Source organism: Burkholderia sp. AU45388, from assembly GCF_030481585.1.
In the GTDB taxonomy this organism is placed as follows: Bacteria; Pseudomonadota; Gammaproteobacteria; order Burkholderiales; family Burkholderiaceae; genus Burkholderia; species Burkholderia sola.
In genome coordinates this window covers 124058-139976 of record NZ_JAUJPV010000013.1, presented here as the reverse complement: position 1 = coordinate 139976, position 15919 = coordinate 124058, and the positions used below count along the sequence as shown (strand labels likewise).

Annotated in this window: 16 protein-coding genes; 7 read left to right on the top strand and 9 right to left on the bottom strand. The window is 66.0% G+C overall.

Going from position 1 to position 15919, the window contains the following annotated elements; genetic code table 11:
- Nucleotides 1–88 precede the first annotated feature (88 nt).
- The gene (locus QZM72_RS21040) at nt 89–1054 is read left to right on the top strand and encodes a D-2-hydroxyacid dehydrogenase (protein ID WP_301739096.1); all 966 of its coding nucleotides are present in this window, start codon (nt 89–91) and stop codon (nt 1052–1054) included.
- A gap of 201 nt (nt 1055–1255) precedes the next feature.
- Here the strand turns inward: QZM72_RS21040 and QZM72_RS21035 are convergent, their stop codons facing one another.
- From QZM72_RS21035 to QZM72_RS21010, 6 genes are all read right to left on the bottom strand, one after another.
- Entirely contained in the window at nt 1256–1468 is a 213-nt protein-coding gene (locus QZM72_RS21035) for a hypothetical protein (RefSeq protein ID WP_006497261.1), read from the bottom strand.
- A gap of 202 nt (nt 1469–1670) precedes the next feature.
- On the bottom strand, nt 1671–2108 hold the full coding sequence (locus tag QZM72_RS21030) for a hypothetical protein (protein WP_301739095.1): 438 nt from the start codon (nt 2106–2108) through the stop codon (nt 1671–1673).
- Nucleotides 2109–2219: 111 nt separating this feature from the next.
- Nucleotides 2220–3143 (bottom strand): ABC transporter permease, encoded by a 924-nt coding sequence (locus QZM72_RS21025; protein WP_060318577.1) that lies wholly within the window; start codon nt 3141–3143, stop codon nt 2220–2222.
- Nucleotides 3143–4015: an ABC transporter permease gene (locus QZM72_RS21020; RefSeq protein WP_301739094.1), complete on the bottom strand. Its 873-nt coding sequence runs from the start codon at nt 4013–4015 to the stop codon at nt 3143–3145. Before QZM72_RS21020 ends, QZM72_RS21025 begins: the two co-directional genes overlap by 1 nt.
- A 49-nt stretch (nt 4016–4064) precedes the next feature.
- Entirely contained in the window at nt 4065–5144 is a 1080-nt protein-coding gene (locus tag QZM72_RS21015; RefSeq protein WP_301739093.1) for an ABC transporter ATP-binding protein, read from the bottom strand.
- Between the two features lie 49 nt (nt 5145–5193).
- Complete coding sequence (locus QZM72_RS21010; RefSeq protein ID WP_301739092.1) at nt 5194–6360, bottom strand: ABC transporter substrate-binding protein; 1167 nt, start codon at nt 6358–6360, stop codon at nt 5194–5196.
- Nucleotides 6361–6828: 468 nt separating this feature from the next.
- Here QZM72_RS21010 and QZM72_RS21005 point away from each other — a divergent pair, with 468 nt between their 5' ends.
- On the top strand, nt 6829–7533 hold the full coding sequence (locus QZM72_RS21005; protein ID WP_301739091.1) for a glutathione S-transferase N-terminal domain-containing protein: 705 nt from the start codon (nt 6829–6831) through the stop codon (nt 7531–7533).
- A gap of 222 nt (nt 7534–7755) precedes the next feature.
- Here the strand turns inward: QZM72_RS21005 and QZM72_RS21000 are convergent, their stop codons facing one another.
- The gene (locus tag QZM72_RS21000) at nt 7756–8658 is read right to left on the bottom strand and encodes a LysR family transcriptional regulator (RefSeq protein WP_089467448.1); all 903 of its coding nucleotides are present in this window, start codon (nt 8656–8658) and stop codon (nt 7756–7758) included.
- A 116-nt stretch (nt 8659–8774) separates the two neighbouring features.
- Between QZM72_RS21000 and QZM72_RS20995 the strand changes: the two genes are divergently transcribed.
- The 4 genes from QZM72_RS20995 (at nt 8775) to QZM72_RS20980 (ending at nt 13145) form a co-directional block, all read left to right on the top strand.
- Nucleotides 8775–9653: an alpha/beta fold hydrolase gene (locus QZM72_RS20995; RefSeq protein WP_089467447.1), complete on the top strand. Its 879-nt coding sequence runs from the start codon at nt 8775–8777 to the stop codon at nt 9651–9653.
- A 4-nt stretch (nt 9654–9657) separates the two neighbouring features.
- Nucleotides 9658–11076: a 3-isopropylmalate dehydratase large subunit gene (gene leuC, locus QZM72_RS20990; protein ID WP_089467446.1), complete on the top strand. Its 1419-nt coding sequence runs from the start codon at nt 9658–9660 to the stop codon at nt 11074–11076.
- Nucleotides 11073–11687, top strand: a complete 615-nt coding sequence (leuD, locus tag QZM72_RS20985; protein WP_089467445.1) for a 3-isopropylmalate dehydratase small subunit — start codon at nt 11073–11075, stop codon at nt 11685–11687. The genes leuC and leuD overlap by 4 nt, the downstream gene beginning before the upstream one ends.
- A gap of 108 nt (nt 11688–11795) precedes the next feature.
- Nucleotides 11796–13145 (top strand): dicarboxylate/amino acid:cation symporter, encoded by a 1350-nt coding sequence (locus QZM72_RS20980; protein WP_089467444.1) that lies wholly within the window; start codon nt 11796–11798, stop codon nt 13143–13145.
- A gap of 83 nt (nt 13146–13228) precedes the next feature.
- Here QZM72_RS20980 and QZM72_RS20975 read toward each other — a convergent pair whose 3' ends face one another.
- Complete coding sequence (locus QZM72_RS20975) at nt 13229–13750, bottom strand: MarR family winged helix-turn-helix transcriptional regulator (protein ID WP_089467443.1); 522 nt, start codon at nt 13748–13750, stop codon at nt 13229–13231.
- A 129-nt stretch (nt 13751–13879) separates the two neighbouring features.
- On the opposite strand from QZM72_RS20975, the gene QZM72_RS20970 reads away from it, so the two are divergent.
- On the top strand, nt 13880–15058 hold the full coding sequence (locus QZM72_RS20970) for an MFS transporter (protein WP_089467442.1): 1179 nt from the start codon (nt 13880–13882) through the stop codon (nt 15056–15058).
- 117 nt (nt 15059–15175) lie between these two features.
- Here QZM72_RS20970 and cobM read toward each other — a convergent pair whose 3' ends face one another.
- Nucleotides 15176–15904 carry a precorrin-4 C(11)-methyltransferase gene (gene cobM / locus QZM72_RS20965; RefSeq protein ID WP_089464757.1) on the bottom strand — a complete coding sequence of 243 codons (729 nt, stop codon included), beginning with the start codon at nt 15902–15904 and terminating at the stop codon, nt 15176–15178.
- Between the last annotated feature and the right edge of the window lie 15 nt (nt 15905–15919).

Here is a 15919-nt window from a genome sequence, read left to right as displayed (position 1 = left end):
CTCGCGCAACGGTCAAACGACGGCGCGCGCGCCGCCGGCAGAATCGGATCCGTTCCGCGCCACCGGGCGCCTGTCAGCGAGACCCGCCATGTTTTCCGTTTCCTCTCCCGCGAAGATCGTGTGGCTCGACCGCGCGACGCTGTCGCCGCAGACCGTGCTGAAGCCGTTTCCGTTTCCGCACGTGGCGCAGGCATTCGACCGCACGGCCGCGCACGAAGTCGCGGCGCGCATCCGCGATGCGGACATCGTCGTGACGAACAAGGTGCGGCTCGACGCGACGACCCTCGCCGACGCGCGGCGGTTGCGGATGATCGCGATCGCCGCGACCGGCACCGATATCGTCGATCTCGATACGTGTGCGGCGCGCGCAATCGTGGTGAGCAACATTCGCGGCTACGCGGTGCGTACGGTGCCCGAGCACACGTTCGCGCTGATCTTCGCGCTGCGCCGCAGCCTCGTCGCGTACCGCGACGCGGTACGCGCCGGGCGCTGGCTCGACAGCGGGCAGTTCTGCTTCTTCGATCATCCGATTCGCGACCTGGCCGGTTCGACGATCGGGATCGTCGGCGACGGCGTGCTCGGGCGCGCGGTGGCCGCCATCGCGCGGGCGCTCGACATGCGCGTGCTGTTCGCCGCGCACGGCGACGCGGCGGGCGACGGTCATGCGCCGCTCGACACGCTGCTGCGCGTGAGCGACGTGATCACGCTGCACTGCCCGCTCACGCTCGCGACGCGGCATCTGATCGACGCATACGCGTTCGCGCGGATGGCGCGCCGGCCGCTGCTGATCAATACCGCGCGCGGCGGGCTCGTCGACGAAAGCGCGCTCGTCGACGCGTTGCAGTCGGGGCAGATCGCGGGCGCCGGGTTCGACGTGGTCACGCAGGAACCGCTGCCGGCCGCGCATCCGTTTCACGCGATCCTGTCGCATCCGGCGTTCATCCTGACCCCGCACGTCGCATGGGCCAGTGACGAAGCGATGCAGGCGCTGGCCGATCAGCTCGTCGACAACGTCGCCGCATTTGTCAGCGGAGAACCGCAGCACGTCGTGTGACACACGCAAACGAAACGGCCCCGCTCGATTGCTCGAAGCGGGGCCGACGGAACGCGGGACTGCTTACGCCAGCGACGCGGCACGTAACGGGGTCGTGCATTCGCGCTGTCTTGCGGCGGGTTTCCGAATACGTGACGAGACGACTTCAGGGTATTCAGACCGGCAGTGACATCGCGCAAGGCCGAAAAGCGGAAAGCCGGCTCAGTAAGCGGACATCTCGACGCAAGGATCGACCTTGGACGGCGAGCAGATGACCGAATACTTGGCGCTCTCGCGCATCAGCGCTTCGCCTTCATGCAGTGCGATCTTGATCTCGGGGTGACGCTCGTACGCGAGGAAGGCCGAGCACACGACGGCGGACATCACGACGAGGGAAAACACAAATTTTTCAAGGGTTTGGAAGCGTTCAGGCATGGTATGACCTTTCTCTCATGGCCGGAATTATACCTTGAGATAAGGGTTTTCCCTATAACCCTGCCTGCATACCGAGGATGCGCTCAAACGAGATAGGTGCGGTGCTCGCGCCCTTTTTATCGGAGGGGAAGCGCCGCGGCGCGGCCGGCAAGGCCGAGCCTGTTTATCCGGGGGAACGGAACGAAGGCTCGCCGCCCGCGCGTCACTGCGGCGCCGACGCGCCGCTCGCCGCATTGCCCGGCCATGCCTTGCCGATATGGTCGATCAGCGATTTCGCGGTGCCCGTCACGAGCGCCGCGTCGACGCCCGACGTCTGCCACGCGCCGTCGGCCGCCTTCACGAAGGTCAGGTTCGCGCGCGACGGCGAATAATCGGCGTTGCGCCACGTGACCACGACGTCGCACGAGTACGTGCGATCGCCGAGCTTCTTGCAGTCGCCGTCGGGTTTCGCCGAGATCACGTCGGCCGACACGGGCAACGGCTGGCCGAACAGCGCGTTCAGCCCGCCGTGGTTTTCCGCTTCGAGCGCACGGCGCACCGCGGCGTCGACGTCGCTCGACCCGGGCCCCTCGTGAAGCAGGTTGCAGGCGGCGAGCAAGGTCGAGGCGCCAGCGAGTGTCAACAGCGTTTGAAACTTCATGGATATCCGTCGATCGGGTGAACGCCGCGTAGTCTGCAACGTCCGCGTGTCGTGCGCGGTATCCATTTGTAACCAATTGCATGGCGGCGGCGCGTCCGTTGCCGCCCTCGCCTACTGCCGCTCCTGCTTCACGCGGCTCACGAGCTGGGTCGGACTGACGAACTGCAATGCGATCACGACCCACACGAGCGTGATGGCCATGTAGATCATCGCCATCGCGTCGATCGACTGCGGCGCGCGCACGCCGGTCGAGAACACCGCGTAATACAGCGCGACGACGAGCGTCTGCGTGCTCGGGCCCGCGGTGAAGAACGTCAGCTCGAACATCCCGATCGTGCGCACCAGCACGAGCAACCCGGCCGCGAGCATGCCGGGCACCAGCAGCGGCAGCAGCACATAGCGGAAATAGCGCCACGTGTTCGCGCCGAAGATGCGCGCGGCGGCTTCGAGATTGGGGTCGATCTGCTCGATGAACGGCGTCATCACGAGGATCACGAACGGCAGCGCCGGCACGAGGTTCGCGAGGATCACGCCCGGCAGCGTGCCCGCGAGCCCGATCTTGTACATCACCGTCGCCATCGGAATCCCGTAGGTGACGGGCGGCACCATCAGCGGCAGCAGGAACACCAGCAGCGCGAAGCGCTTGCCGCGAAACTGCACGCGCGCGAGCGCATACGCGGCCGGCACGCCGAGCGCGATCGACAGCAGCACGACCGCGCCGACGACCTCGACGGTCACCCACAGCACGCTCGCGAGCTGGAAGTCTTCCCACGCCTTCGCATACCAGTGCAGCGTGAAGCCCTGCGGCAACGGCGTGCCGAACCAGCGCGTCGCGACCGAGTTCACCGCGACGGTCGCGATCAGCAGCATCACGTTCAGCAGGAAGAACGCCATCAGCCCCCAGACCAGCGCCTTCCATGCGCGGCCGGCGAGGTTGCTTTTCATCCGGTGCGGTTTCCTTGCATCGACAGGCCGCGCATCGGGCGCATCGTGCTTCGGCGGCCACGTGCGAGCGGCATGATTGTCGGTCGCCATCAGCCCTTGCCTCCCGTCACCGCGCCCGTATAGAAGAAGCGGCGCGCGCCGAGCATCGACGCGACCACCAGCAACTGCACGAAGCCCATCACCATGGCGATCGCCGACGCGAGCGAATAGTCGTAGCTCTCGAACGCGGCTTCGGCCGCCGCGATCGAGATCACGCGCGTCGGGCCGGCCGGCGCGCCGAGCAGCACGGCCGACGGAAACACCGAGAACGCCTGCACGAACGACAGGCATGCGGCCATAGTGAGCCCCGGCACGAGCAGCGGCAGATAGATCTGGCGGAACTGCTGCCACGGGTTCGCGCCGAGCGTCGCGGCCGCGCGCGCGAGCGTCGGGTCGATGCCGCTGATGTACGACAGCATCAGCAGGAACGCGAACGGAAAACCCGACACGATCAGCGACAGCAGCACGCCCCAGTAGTTGTGCGTGAGGCGCACTTCGTCGGTGTACAGGTGCAGCCCCTGCAGCGCCTGCGGGAACCAGCCGTTCGGCCCGAAATACGTGAGCATCCCGTCGGCGACGAGCACCGTGCCGAGCGTGACGGGAATCACGAGCAGCGTCGTGACGAACTTCTGGTACGGCGAATGGCGGCGCAGCGCGAATGCGACGGGCACCGCGATGCCGACGTTGAGCAGCGTGGCCGGCACCGCGAGCTTCAGCGTGACGAGCACGGTCGACCACATCGCGGTGTCGGTGAAGAACTGCACGTAGTTCGCGAGCGCGCCGCCGCCGTTCGTCGGCTGGAACGACAGCACGAGGCCGTACGCGAACGGATAGACGAACAGCGCGGCAATGAACGCGAGCGCCGGCGTGACGAGCCAGGCTTTCGCGTCGCGCGGCGCGCCGCTGGTCGCGAGCGTGCTCATGCGGCCTCCGGGGTACACGCCGCCTCGCGCGCCGGCTTGCGCGGACCGTTCATTGCGCGTCTCCCGCATAGACGAGCGTGCGCGCCGGCGCCACGCGCAGCCGCAGCGCCTCGCCTTGCGCGAACTCGCCGGCCACGCGCGCCCAGATCGCACCGAACGGCGTGATCGCGCGGATCAGCAAGTCGCGGCCGCCGTACTCGACCGTCTCGACGGTCGCGTCGAACGCATTGTCGGCACCGGCTTCCGCGCGCTCGACGTCGTCCGGGCGCAGCGCGACCATCACGTCCTTCGCATCGAAGCCGGCCATCGGCACGCCGACGAGGCGTACGCCACCGGCTGTCACTCGAACGCCGTCGCCGGCCATCCCTTCGAGCGTAAACGGCAGCACGTTGCGATAGCCCATGAAGCGCGCGACGTGCAGGTTGTGCGGGCGCGTGTAGACGTCCTTCGGCGACGCGACCTGCTGCACGACGCCCTCCTTCATCACGACGATGCGGTCGGCCATCGACAGCGCCTCGTCCTGGTCGTGCGTCACGTAGATCGTCGCGCGTTCGAGCTGCGTGTGGATGCGGCGAATCTCGGCGCGCATCTCGATGCGCAGTTTCGTGTCGAGGTTCGACAGCGGCTCGTCCATCAGCACGAGCGGCGGCTCGATCACGATCGCGCGCGCGATCGCGACACGCTGCTGCTGGCCGCCCGACAGTTGCCCGGGCAGCTTGCCTTCGTGACCGACGAGCTGCACGAGTTCGAGCGCTTGCTGGGCACGCCGCCGCGTTTCCTGCTTCGCCACGCCGCGCATCTTGAGGCCGAAGCCGACGTTGTCGAGCACCGACATGTGCGGAAACAGCGCGTAGTTCTGGAACACCATCCCGAAGCCGCGACGCTCGGGTGGCAGCACGTCGATGCGCGTGTCGTCGAGCCAGATGCCGCCGCGCGTGAGCGGCTGCAACCCGGCGATGCAATTCAGCGCGGTCGATTTGCCGCAGCCCGACGGGCCGAGCAGCGCGATGAACTCGCCGCGCCGGATCTCGAGGTCGAGGCCGCTCAGCGCGGCGACCTGCGCGCCTTGCGCATTGGTGAAACTGCGGCACACGCCGTCGAGCCGCAACCGTTCGAAACTGTGCTTCATTCCACGAACTCCATCGACGCGGGCGCCGCGGCGCCCGCCGGTTCAGCCGTCACTTCGATTTCTGCGAGCCGATCTCGCGATCCCACTTCTGGAACGCGGCGACCATCGCCTGCGCGTTGAGCGGCTGCACGTGCGGGCGATCGGCGAGCAGCTTCGCGTATTCGGGGCGGCCGAATTTCCTGATCACTTCCTGGCTGTGCGCGGGCGCCATCTCGAGCGTCACGCCCTTCACCGCCGGGCCCGGATAGAAGTAGCCGTCGTCGTAGGTCATCGCCTGCTGCGCCGGCTCGAGCAGGAAATTCATCAGCTTGAACAGCACGTCGAGCTTTTCCTTCGGCACGCCCTTCGGGATCACCATGTAGTGCGCGTCGTTCACCCACGTCATGTTGTCAAACGCCTGGATTTTGAATTCGGCCGGCACGATGCCGAGCGCGCGCGGGTTGATATCCCAGCCGGTGACGGTGACCGTCATGTCGCGCGTGCCTTCGCCGAGCTCCTTCATCACCGCCGACGTGCCGCCCGGGTAGTACGGCACGCAGTCGTTCAACTGTTTCAGGAACGCCCAGGTCTTGTCCCAGCCGTTGATCGGGTCCTGCGGATTCTTGTCGCCGAGCACGTACGGCAACCCCATCAGGAACGTGCGGCCGGGGCCCGAGTTCGCCGGGCGCGCATAGATCAGCTTGTTCGGATGCGCCTTGCACCACGCGAGCAACTGATCGGGCGTCTTCGGCGGGTCGCTGACCTTCGCCGGGTTGTATTCGAGCAGCGGGCCGGCCGGCATGTAGGTCACTTCGAGGCCGTAGCCCTGCGCGAGATCCTGCATCTTGCGCGGGCCGGGCGCGTACTTGTCGAGCACGCCGGGGAACGCGGCCGCGTTGTCGGGCAGCAGCTTTTGCCACAGGTTCTGTTCGATGCCGGCGGCCAGTGCGTCGGTGCCCGTCAGTACGAGATCGATGTCGGAGCGCCCCGCCGCCTGCATCGCCTTGATCTTGCCCGGCAACTGCGGCGCGGGCGCGTTCGTGAACGTGACGTTCGCGACGAGGGTCGGGTTCTTCTCCTTGAATGCCTCGATGGCCTTCTGCGTCAGTTGCAGATTGCCTGCGACGTCGACGATGTTCAGCGATACGGGGGCGGCAACGGCTGAGGCGGCCGACAGCGTGAAGCCCAGGGCGAGTGCGATCCGGCGGACGCGGCGAGCGATCGGGGTGGTGTTCATGTCTCCTCACTTCGGTCGGTGGATGGGACTTTTCTTGTCAGGAAATCATGACGGTGTTATACGATGTCGGTCAACAAAAAACAGCCGGATGCGGGGCGGGACTTTCCCTGACAAAAAGCTTCCGTTTGTCGATGAATTGCGCGGTGCTCGACTTTGTCGGCAGTTGCGGGGTTGTTTTGCAAGACGTGTAGGACGTCGTATCTCGATGGGAGGCGAAATGTGCGGGGCCGCCTGCGGTCCGTCGGCCAACGGAGGCGCCCTACGCGTCGTGTCTGGCGGCATCGGCGCGACGCCAAGCACGGCTCTCGAGCCGACTCGTCGGCGGCCGGCCGACCCCTGCATCGATTTCCCGGATCGGCTACAGTGGGCGCTTTCGGCGCGCTGCGCCCGGCCGCCGCGTCGCGAACCGTGCGTGAGCGAGGCGGCACGGGCGCAGCGCGGATCATTCACTTCGACGAGCGAACCTTCATGCCCGACCTGTCCGCCTTCTCGATCACGCAAAAGTGGCCGGCCCAGCATCCCGACCGCCTCCAACTCTACTCGCTGCCGACGCCGAACGGCGTCAAGGTGTCGATCATGCTCGAGGAAACCGGCCTGCCGTACGAGCCGCACCTCGTGCGCTTCGACACGAACGACCAGTTGTCGCCCGAATTCCTGTCGCTGAACCCGAACAACAAGATCCCCGCGATCGTCGATCCGAACGGCCCCGAGGGCCAGCCGCTGCCGCTGTTCGAATCGGGCGCGATCCTGATCTATCTCGCGGACAAGACGGGGCAGCTGATCCCGAAGGATCTCGCGGGCCGCTACGAGACGATCCAGTGGGTGATGTTCCAGATGGGCGGCATCGGGCCGATGTTCGGCCAGCTCGGCTTCTTCCACAAGTTCGCCGGCCGCGATTACGAGGACAAGCGCCCGCGTGACCGTTACGTTGCCGAATCGAAGCGGCTGCTCGGCGTGCTCGACGCGCATCTCGCGAACCGCCAGTGGGTGATGGGCGATACCTACACGATCGCCGATATCGCGATCTTTCCGTGGGTGCGTAACCTGGTCGGTTTCTATGAGGCGGGCGATCTGGTCGGGTTCGGCGAATTCCGGCACGTCAAGCGGGTGCTCGACGCGTTTGTTGCGCGGCCGGCTGTCGAGCGGGGGCTCAATATTCCGGCGCGGGGGTGATTGGTCACGCGGGCACACCACCTGCGCCTGCAACCTGCGACGCCCGTCGCATTGTGCGGCGGGCTTTTTGTGGGCATCGCGAATTTTCGGGGAAAGCTGGGAAGGCTGTCGGTGTTCGGCCATCAAGCGTCGTTCGGATGTCCCATCAACCTTCGAAAGCGGTCACCCGAAAGTCAGATTCGTCACGTGTGAGCCCGGTTCGCTGCTCACAACGATAGCGTGTCACGCAAGGTTCGCCGGCCTGCGCAAATACTCGCCCAGGAAGTCAACAAATGTCCTGAGCTTGACCGAAAGCTGGTTGCGCTCCAGATAGATCGCATGGATATTGGCGTCCGGCAATGCCCAGTCCGCGAGCAACGAAACGAGTTCGCCGCTCGCTAGGTGCTCCGCGATCTCCCACTGCGATCGCACGACAATCCCGCGCCCTTCGAGCGCCCAATGCAGCACGACGCCGCCGTCGTTGCTGGACAATGCGCCATCCACCTTGACAGTCTCCGCCCGCTTGCCGCGGGAAAAATGCCACGTGCCGTACGCCGACTCGTTCTCGCGCAACACGATGCACGCGTGCCGTATGAGATCGTGCGGCACGGAAGGCTCGCCATGCCGCGCTACATAGCCGGGTGACGCGCACACCACGCGCCTGTTTTCGAGCAGGAGCCGCGCGTTGATGCGCGCATCCGGCACCTCGCCGAAGCGAATTCCGAGATCGAAGCCCTCGTCCTGAAGACTCATCGGGCGGTCGGTCAGATGCAGCAGAATCTTCATCGCGGGATAGCGCGCGACGAATTCCGACACCGCCGGCGCAATGCGCGCCCGGCCAAATCCAAACGAAGCATTCACACGCAGAAGTCCCGTCGGCTCGCCGCGGCTTTGCGTGACGAGATGCTCCAGTTCCGACAACTCGTCGAGAATGCGCGAGCCGTTCGACAGGTAGAGCTCGCCCTCCGGCGTAAGACTCAGACGCCGCGTCGTGCGGTTCATCAGGCGCACGCCGAGGCGCCGTTCCAGTTGCGCAAGCCGCTTGCTGATCGCGGGCGGCGTCACGCCCAGTTCGCGCGCGGCAGCGGCCAAATTCCGATGCCGCGCCACGAGCGCGAACAGATTCAGGTCCGAGAAACCATCCATTTCAATGCTCCATATCGTTTGTTGATTCGTTCCTTAAAGTTACGACCGGAATGAATTTCAGGAAACCAAATCGCATGATTCATCAATTAGACTCGAATCAAGATCAGGAGACAACCATGTTCGAAGGCTTCAGGAACGTGTCGGCGACTGTCGACGATGTACGCATTCACGCCATACAGGGCGGGCGCGGCCCCGCGCTCCTGCTCCTGCACGGGCATCCGCAAACGCATGCGATCTGGCACAGGGTCGCGCCCGCGTTGGCGGAGCATTTCACGGTGATCGCCGCCGATCTGCGCGGCTACGGCGACAGCGGCAAGCCGCCGGGCGCTGCCGATCACGCGAACTACGCGAAGCGCCGCATGGCGCTCGATCAGATTGAACTGATGCGTAGTCTCGGCCACGCGACCTTCGCGGTGATCGGCCACGATCGGGGCGGGCGGGTCGCGGCGCGCATGGCGCTCGATCATCCGGATGCGGTGACGCGCGTCGTGACGCTCGATGTCGCGCCGACGCTCGCGATGTACGAGCAGACTTCCTTCGACTTCGCGCGCGCCTATTGGCACTGGTTCATGCTGGTGCGTCCCGCGCCGTTTCCGGAGACACTGATCCTCGCGGATCCCGATCTCTATCTCAAACAGACGATCGGCGCGCGCAGCGCCGGCCTCGCGCCGTTCGCGGCCGACGCTTACGCGCAATATCTGCGTTGCCTGTCCGATCCGGAAACGGCGCACGGCATCTGCGAGGACTACCGCGCGAGCGTCACGATCGACCTTGAGCACGATCGCGCGACGCTCGCTTCACGGCAGCGCATCGTCTGCCCGTTCATGGCGTTGTGGGGCGCGCAAGGTGTGATCGAGCAATGCTTCAAGCCGCTCGCCGAGTGGCAGGCGTATGCAACGAACCTGCAGGGCGAAGCCCTGCCTTGCGGCCACTACATTCCGGAAGAAGCGCCGGAGTTGTTGCTTGAACGCGTGCTGCCTTTTCTCAGCGAGTAAGCCGATGTCCAACCGAACCCTTTACCAGAAACTCGTCGATTCGCACACCGTCGCGCGTATCGACGAACAAAACGTACTGCTGTACGTCGATCTGCATCTGATGAACGAGTACACCAGCCCGCAAGCGTTCAGCGCACTGGATGCACGTGGCCGCGCCGTGCGCCGTCCGCATCAGCAGCTCGCCGTCGTGAGCCACATCATTCCCACTCATGCGGAGTCGCCGCGCGTAATTCGCGATGCGGCGTCGCTGTTGCAGGCGCAGAACCTGGCGCGCAATTGCGCGCGCGCGGGCATCCGGCTCTTTGCAGCGGACGATCCGCTGCAAGGCATCGAACATATCGTCGCGCCGGAACTCGGCCTGATCCGCCCCGGCATGGTCGTGCTGTGCGGCGACAGCCACACCACCACCTACGGCGCGCTCGGCGCATTGGGCTTCGGCATCGGCACGTCGGAAGTCGAGCACGTGCTCGCGACGCAAACGCTTGTGTACCGGCTTGCGCGGACCATGCGCATCACGATCGACGGCGCATTGCCGTACGGCACGTCGTCAAAAGACGTCGTCATCTGGATCGTCGGCAGGATCGGCGCGCAAGGCGCGCGCGGGTATGCCGTGGAATTCGCAGGTTCGACAATTGAATCGCTGTCGGCCGAGGCGCGCATGACCTTGTGCAACATGACGGTCGAAGCGGGCGCGCGCGCCGCGCTGATCGCGCCGGACGCGACCACCTTCGACTACGTGCGCACCCACGCGCCTTCACTCGACGAAGCAGCCTGGGAAGCTGCACTCGAAGACTGGGGCGACTTGCAGTCTGACACGGGCGCACACTTCGACGTCGAACACCGCTTCGACGCGTGGAACATCGCGCCGTTCGTCACCTGGGGCACGAGTCCCGATCAGGCGGTCGCCATCGATCAGCCGATCCCCGACGAAACCGTGCAATCGACCCCGGAAGCCGCGGCCTCGCTGCGCCGCGCGCTCGACTACATGGGACTCGCCCCCAACCGGCCGATTGCCGGCACCCGTATCGACCGCGTGTTTATCGGCTCATGCACCAACGGGCGCATCGAAGATCTGCGCACGGTGGCCGCGATCGTGCGCGGCAAGCGCGTCGCGCCAGGCGTGCGCGCGATGGTCGTGCCGGGTTCGGGCAGCGTGCGTCGTGCCGCCGAACAGGAAGGCATCGCGAAGACGCTGATCGATGCGGGCTTTGAATGGCGCGAGCCGGGCTGCTCGATGTGTCTTGCGATGAATGACGACATACTCGAAGCCGGCGAACGCTGCGCGTCCACCACCAACCGCAATTTCGAAGGCCGCCAGGGACGCGGCGGCCGCACGCATCTGATGAGTCCGGCCATGGCGGCGGCTGCCGCGCTGACCGGCTGCATCACCGATGTCCGCACACTGGAGGCATATGCATCATGACGCGACTCACGATCATCGAAGGCATCGCCGCCCCGTTGCCGATCGACAACCTCGACACCGACCAGATCATGCCGAAGCAGTTTCTGCGCATCATCGACAAAACAGGTCTCGCCGACGGTCTGCTGTACGACCTGCGCTTCGACGGGCGAGGCGCAGCTCGCGCGGACTGCGTGCTGAACCGGAGCGCTTACGCGAACGCGCGCATCCTGATCGGCGGCGCGAATTTCGGCTGCGGATCGAGCCGCGAGCATGCGGTGTGGGGCTTGCAGCAATACGGATTTCAGGCGGTGATCGCGCCGAGCTTCGCGGAAATCTTCTATTCCAACGCGATGAATAACCGTCTGCTGCTCGTGCAACTGGATCGCGATGCCGTCGATGCGTTGACGCGCGAGGCGATCGCAACGCCCGGCACATCGATCTCGATTGATCTCGAACAGCAGACGGTGAGGTCCGCGTCGGACCAGCAGTATGCGTATCCGCTTGGTGCGCGCCACAAGCGCATGGTGATCGAAGGCATGGATACCGTCGATCTGACGCTCGACTCTCTCTCCACAATCGAAGCGTTCGAACAGGCGCATTTTGCGCGGCATCCCTGGGCGCAAGTGATGTAAGCATCCAACCGCCGCGCGACGCAGCGGGTTCCCTGCTTTAGCCAAGCCGATTCCCTTCCGACCGAAGAAGGGAAGGGCATCCCTTTGCCTCGAAAATGGAGGAGACACATGAAGCGCAAACCGTTTTACACGATTCTCTATGTGCAGGTGCTTGCGGCCATCGTCGCCGGCGTGCTGCTCGGCCATTTCGCGCCGCACGCGGCGATTGCATTGAAGCCGCTTGGCGATCTGTTCATCAAACTCGTGCGGATGGTCATTGGGCCGGTGATTTTTTGCACGGTCGTGACGGGTATCGCGGGCATGCAGGACATGAAGAAAGTCGGCCGCGTCGGCGGCAAGGCGCTGCTCTATTTCGAGGTCGCATCGACCCTCGCGCTAGGGATCGGTTTGCTGGCCGCGCACGTGATCGCGCCGGGCAACGGCTTCAACGTCGATCCGTCGACGCTCGATGCCCGCGCCGTTTCAGGCTATGCGGCGCAGGCGGCGCATGGCGACGGCATCGCCGGATTTATAGCGCATGTGATACCCGACACGTTTCTCGGCGCGCTGGTTCAGGGCGACATCCTTCCCGTGCTGCTGATCGCGATGCTGTTCGGCACGGCGCTCGCACTGATGGGCGGGCCCGCAGCGCCCGTCACGCAGATGATCGAAACCTTGTCCAAGGCATTCTTTCGCATCGTCCGGATGGTCACGAGTCTCGCGCCGATCGGCGCCTTCGGGGCGATGGCATTCACGATAGGCCGTTACGGCATCGGTTCGCTGCTGCCGATGCTGAAGCTGATCGGCACGTTCTATTTCACCGCGTTCGTGTTCGTGGCTGTCGTGCTCGGCATCGTCGCGCGTCTGTGCGGGTTCAGTCTCTGGCGCTTTCTCGCTTATATCCGCGACGAATTGCTGATCGTGCTAGGTACATCGACGTCCGAGGCGGCGTTGCCGCAACTGATGGACAAGCTCGAACGCCTGGGTTGCCCGCGCGGCGTGGTGGGGCTCGTCGTGCCGACCGGTTACTCGTTCAATCTCGATGGCACTAACATCTACATGACCCTCGCCGTGCTGTTTCTCGCACAGGCGACCAACACACATTTGTCGTTTGCGCAGCAACTCACGCTGTTGCTTGTCACGATGCTGACCTCGAAGGGATCGACGGGCGTGACGGGCGCGGGATTCATCACGCTCGCTGCGAGCCTGTCCGTGGTGCCGACCGTTCCCGTCAGCGCGATGGTGCTGACCCTCGGCATCGATCGCTTCATGTCCGAATGCAGGGCGTTGACCAACATCGTGGGCAATGGTGTAGCGACGATCGCGGTATCGGCGTGGGAAGGCGAGCTCGATCGAACGAAGCTCGCGATGGCGTTGGGCAATGAGGAGCAGGCCAGAGGCCATTCACGGCCCCCCGATATGCGCGAAACGGCCGCTATTGATCGCGAACGGTCCTTCACAAATAATTTGATCCGGTGACCGCTTCGGGTCGGCAAGCGACATCCACGAAAATTCACGAATAGCTTTTTTTGCCCGCCGCGTACGTTTCCATCACGCATTCTTCAACGCGGCGTCCCTTCCCCCCCTTCCGGCGTCGCTCCTTCCAGCCCCGCCAGCAGCTTTCCGAGCAGTTTCGACAACTGCGCCTGTTCCGCCCTCGACAACACAGCCAGCAGCGCACGCTGATTGTCGATATGCGCAACAACCGCTTCATCGATCAGCGCCCGCCCGGCATCCGTCAGCGCGACGAGCGTGCCGCGCCCGTCGGCCGGGTTCGGCCGCCGCTCGACCCAGCCCGCCTTCTGCAGCCGGTCGATGCGCGCGGTCATCCCGCCCGACGACATCATCAGCGCGTCGTACAGCGCGGTTGGCGTCAGCGCGAACGGCGCGCCGCTGCGCCGCAGCGTCGCGAGCACGTCGAATTCGCCCGGCTGCATGCCGTAGCGCGCGAACAGCGGATTGAGACGGTCGCGCGCGATCACGAGCGCAGCTTCCTGCAACCGCCCCATCACCACCATCGACGTCGCGTCCAGATCCGGACGCTCGGCGCGCCATTGCGCGAGCGCATGCTCGGCTCGATCCATTAACCCTCCTCGGCTCGCCAGTTATCTTGACGTCGAGATAAATCGGCGATTATCTTGATGTCGAGATACTTTACCTGAAAACGCGCGGCGCCCCGCGGGCAGCCGCGCATCGATATCGAGGGCCATGCAATGAATCGCTTCACTTCCCCCGGATGGCGGCTCGCCGCGATCGTGCTCGTCGGGCTGAACCTGCGGCCGGCGCTCGCCGCGGTCGGCCCGCTGCTCGACATGATCCAGCGCGCGACGGAGATCGGCGACGGCGCGGCCAGCCTGCTGACGACGATTCCGATCCTGCTGATGGGGCTCGGCGCGCTGAGCGCGCGGCGCTTGCAGCGCGTCACCGGGATCGCGGTCGGCGTGTGGCTCGGCGTCGCGCTGATCGGGCTGGCCTGCACGTCGCGCGTCGGTGCGCAGCATGCGTGGCTGCTGCTCGCGAGCGCGTGCTGCGCGGGCGTCGGGATCGCGATGGTGCAGGCGCTGTTGCCCGGCTTCGTGAAGGCGCATTTCGCGACGCGCATCGGCGGCGCGATGGGCGTCTATTCGACGTCGATCATGGGCGGCGCGGTGCTCGCGAGCGTCATCGCGCCGTTCGCCGCGGCGCGCTGGGGCTGGCTCGCCGCGCTCGCGGGCTGGGCGTTGCCGGCGGCGCTCGCCGCACTGGCCTGGCCGCTGGCCAGCCGGGGCGGCGACGCGCTTGCCGCCGGGCCGGCGTCGGTATCGAATGCACGGCCGTCGCGTTCGCCGCGCGCCTGGCGGCTCGCGCTGTTCTTCGGCATCGCGACGGGCGCGTACACGCTCGTGCTCGCGTGGCTGCCGCCGTACTACATGCGGCTCGGCTGGTCGCCGACCGCGGCCGGCAGCCTGCTCGGCGGCGTGACGCTCGCGGAAGTTGTCGCGGGACTCACGATTTCCGCGACGATCGATCGCTTGCCCGATCGCCGGCCCGCGCTGCATGCGGCGGTTGCGTCGTTGTTCTTCGGGTTGCTGGTGATGCTGGCCGCGCCGGAAGCACTTGCATTGCCGGCCGCGCTGCTGCTCGGCGCGGGAATCGGCGCGCTGTTTCCGCTGTCGCTGATCGTCACGGTCGACCATGCGGCCACGCCGGCCGACGCCGCGTCGCTGACGGGGTTCGTGCAGGGTGTCGGCTATTTGATCGCCGGCTTGTTTCCGTTCGCGGCCGGCATCGTGCGCCAGCATCTCGCGGACCTGACGCCCGCGTGGATCGCGATGGCATGCCTCTGTGCCGTGTTGTTCGCGCTGGCGGCCGGGTTTGCGCCGAAGCTGGCGCGGCACGTCGCGCGGGCCTGAGCGACGCCGCTCGCTAGCGGCGCGGGCGCCTGCATGCAGGCTGTCGTCCCGGGCATGCTCGCGCCAGGAATATCGTCGCGGCCCATCCGGATACTCGGCTCCACGGCGCAGGCGCGTTCAGCCCGCGCTCGCGTACAGCGTCGAATCCGCGAATCCTTCTGCGTCGAGCACGCGCCCGATCAGGATCAGCGCGGTGCGCTCGATCTGCGTGCCGCGCACCTTGCCGACGATGTCGGCCAACGTGCCCGTCACGCGTTCCTCGTCGGGCCAGCTCGCGCGATAGATCACCGCCACCGGGCAATCGGCGCCGTAATGCGGCAGCACTTCGTCGACGATGCGCGCGAGATGGCGCACGCCGAGATGGATCGCGAGCGTCGCGCGATGCGCGGCGAGCGCGCCGAGCGCTTCGCCTTCCGGCATCGTCGTCTTGCCCGCGAAGCGCGTGAGGATCACCGTCTGCGCGACGCCGGGCAGCGTCAGCTCGACGCCGAGCGTCGCCGCGCACGCGGCCGTGGCCGTCACGCCCGGCACGATTTCGTACGGAATCCCGAGTGCTTTCAGGCGGCGGATCTGTTCGCCGATCGCGCCATACAGCGACGGGTCGCCCGAATGCACGCGCGCAACGTCCTGCCCTTTCGCGTGCGCGGCGGCGAGCAGCGCGACGATCGCATCGAGGTCGAGCTCGGCCGTGTTCACGACCTGCTCCGCGCGATGGCCGTCGAGCACGGCGGCCGGCACGAGCGAGCCCGCATACAGGATCACCGGGCATGTGCGCACGAGGCGCTGGCCCTTTACCGTGATCAGCTCCGGGTCGCCGGGGCCCGCGCCGATGAAGTACACCGTCATCGAAATTTCTCCGTC